General features: G+C 43.5%; 3 protein-coding genes. All 3 read left to right on the plus strand.

Annotated elements, in window-relative coordinates:
• The coding region (locus AB1797_13850) for a FlgD immunoglobulin-like domain containing protein (protein MEW5768670.1) at nucleotides 1-220 on the plus strand (220 nt) is incomplete at its 5' end.
• A gap of 650 nt (nucleotides 221-870) precedes the next feature.
• Entirely contained in the window at nucleotides 871-1,884 is a 1,014-nt protein-coding gene (locus AB1797_13855) for a HEAT repeat domain-containing protein (protein MEW5768671.1), read from the plus strand.
• A complete protein-coding gene (locus tag AB1797_13860) occupies nucleotides 1,881-2,648 on the plus strand; it encodes an amidase domain-containing protein (GenBank protein ID MEW5768672.1) in 768 nt (255 codons plus the stop codon). The genes AB1797_13855 and AB1797_13860 overlap by 4 nt, the downstream gene beginning before the upstream one ends.
• The last annotated feature ends 84 nt before the right edge of the window (nucleotides 2,649-2,732 follow it).

Genomic DNA, 2,732 nt, shown 5'->3' on the forward strand with positions numbered 1-2,732 from the left:
ACGGGCGGTGGTAGAGATCCGGATTTACAGCCTCGCCGGACATTTGATCAGGAGCATTGAGCTGGGCGAGCGTGGGCCGGGGAGTTATCTGACCAGGAAGGAGGCGGCCCATTGGGACGGTAAGGATGATGAAGGAAAGGAGGTTTCCCGTGGCATATATCTTTATCAACTTCGGGCTGGACCTTATATCTCGACCAGGAAGATGATCATACTCAAGTGATTGCGGATTGCGGATTGCGGATTGCGGATTGTAAATAATCTCTCGCAAAGGCGCAAAGGATCAGGGATACAGTAAATTCACCGCAAAGAGACGCCGAGGACGCAGAGGAAAGAAAGAAAACCTTGGCGATCTCTGCGGTCTCAGTGGTAAAAAAAATATAGGCCTTCGTTTGAGCCAATAGCGCACCTTCCCGAAAGCTGGGGACATGGGGACGGGACGTAGTTAAAAAACGTGGGTCAACGTGAATTCGTGGGGTAATATTGTAAGTGTTCAGGTATCAGGTGTCAGCCGTCAACAGTGAGCTAACCAGTGATGCCTGACACCCGATACCTGAGGGCGTTTACCCCTCGAATCCACGTTGAGCCAAAAACGTAAAAAACAGAGGAGGCGATCAAGAAAAAATGGAGGATTTGAGGTTAAAGGTAGTTGACAAATAGGGGGGTATGATAAAATGATGCTCAGTTTGAGGGGGAAAAATCAAGTTGAATGGCAAATCGGATTTGGTTCAATTTGCAGTCTGTAATTCGAAATTGAAAGAGGAAGCAAGGATGGGCGGACTTTGGATGCGGGGGGAAAGGTTTTAAGTCCGCGATCCGAAATCTCGGGTACCCACGAAGTGGGTGCGCAATCCAAATGAAAGGGGGATGAAGATGATGATGAAATCCGGAAGGTGGATAATGGTGGGGAGTCTGGTCTCAATCCTGATGATGGGGGGGCTGGGGTTGGCTATGGGGAAAAAGCCTGCTAAGAGTGAGGAGCCAGCAGAGGTAGAAAGACTTCAAGCAGATGTTCAGACAAATACTGAAGTTGTTGAGGGTAAAGTTGAACAGGTAAAGAGTGAGATGGATGAAACTAAAGAGGAAGAGCATTCTGCTCAAGATCAGTCAGGATATCCGGACTGGTGGAAGAAGGAGATTAAGGCAATTGTAATCCCACGACCTGATACCCCTACTACAGTTTTGGAAAAAAAGAGGGTTGAGATTTTTAAGGAGATGGGATGGAAAGAGGGGGAATATGAGAATGAAAAAGAAGAGTTGCAAACTAAACGTTGTTTCCATCCATCATTTCTTAATAAAGCTGATACACTGCTTCTTCCTGATGCAGGTAGATTGGGAGATACAACGACCATAAGACCGTTGACAGAATATATCTTTAATGAGAAGGTGCAAGAGGATGGCAGAAGAGCGGCGGTTGAGGCATTAGGACAGATTGGGAGGAGAACAGGAAGTAATAAAAAGGTGGCTTCTATTTTGAAAAGGCTGTTAGAAGACGAATCTCAAAAAATGCGGTTTTGTGTTATGCGGGCTCTTTATGATTTGGAAGAGAAAGATAACGCTTTTGAGGAAATGGACAAACTTGCAAGGGAAGGACATCACGCTGTTTTTATCCCAACGGAAGATCGTAAGGCATATTTTGATCCTGATGCAAAACCAACGTTACTAAAAATAATAAATTATAAAAATGACGTGGCACGGATAATGGCAGCGTATTATCTTGTTATGATAGGGGAGAAAGCAACTGCAGAGAAAATTGCATTAGAGTATAAGGCGATGGATTTGAAAGAGATAGATTATTCAGAGCCTAATGCCAAACTCACAGAGAATGATACTATCATGAGTTATGTTAAACGTATTCTTGCGCAAATAAGAAAGGAGGAGAAATGATGCGATTAACAAAACCTATCTCCTTTCTTATCTTATTTCTGACTGTTTTCTTTAGCTCTACGGATGTGATAAGTTATGATAAGGTTACTGCTGAGAGATACTTGGAACGATATTGGAATAAAAATGGCCCGAATGGATATAATTCTCCCCCTTTTGAAGACTACAGCGCTTCAGGTGAAGGAGGTGACTGCGCGAATTTTGGTTCACAGGCGTTGATTGCAGGAAATATTCTCTTTAAGCAAAAGAATGTTGGTTTCAACCTTAGTCAACATAAGGGTGCTATAACTGCGGCCAATCAATTAAGACGCTATCTGGAAGAAAGTTTGGATGCTCAAGTAGCTGAAAAAGGCATTAATGAGACAAATACTTACAAAAGTTTTATGCAGACCGGAGATATAACCTTCTGGATACATCACTATGGCGATGAAGACTTTCATTGGGACCCTCCACCACCACCCCATGCACGCGTTCCATCTTCTGATCCCAGGTATGGTCGATCTTTTAATGATTACGCCAGGCATACCTTAGTGATAAACGAGGACACAGGTAGTGATCTACTTTATAGTTGTCATTCAGGTGATCTTTACAGGGAGTCCTTACAAAATCATGAAGGTGGTATGTGGCAAACCTTGTATCTCCGTTACCTCCATTTACCCGATGCCCCAATAATCAAGTATATGGAAGTGACGCAGGTGCAGGAGGGAAGAGATACTACTGTCTATGACTTGCATTCCGCACTTGTAAAACAGGGTTATATGTGGTAAAATAGTAACGCATAGCCAGCAATAAACACAGCAATAAAGAAAGCAGAGGTCCTACCAATGATCAAAGCACTTAATGAAGTAGAA

This window comes from bacterium (assembly GCA_040753085.1).
GTDB lineage: Bacteria > UBA9089 > JASEGY01 > JASEGY01 > JASEGY01 > JASEGY01.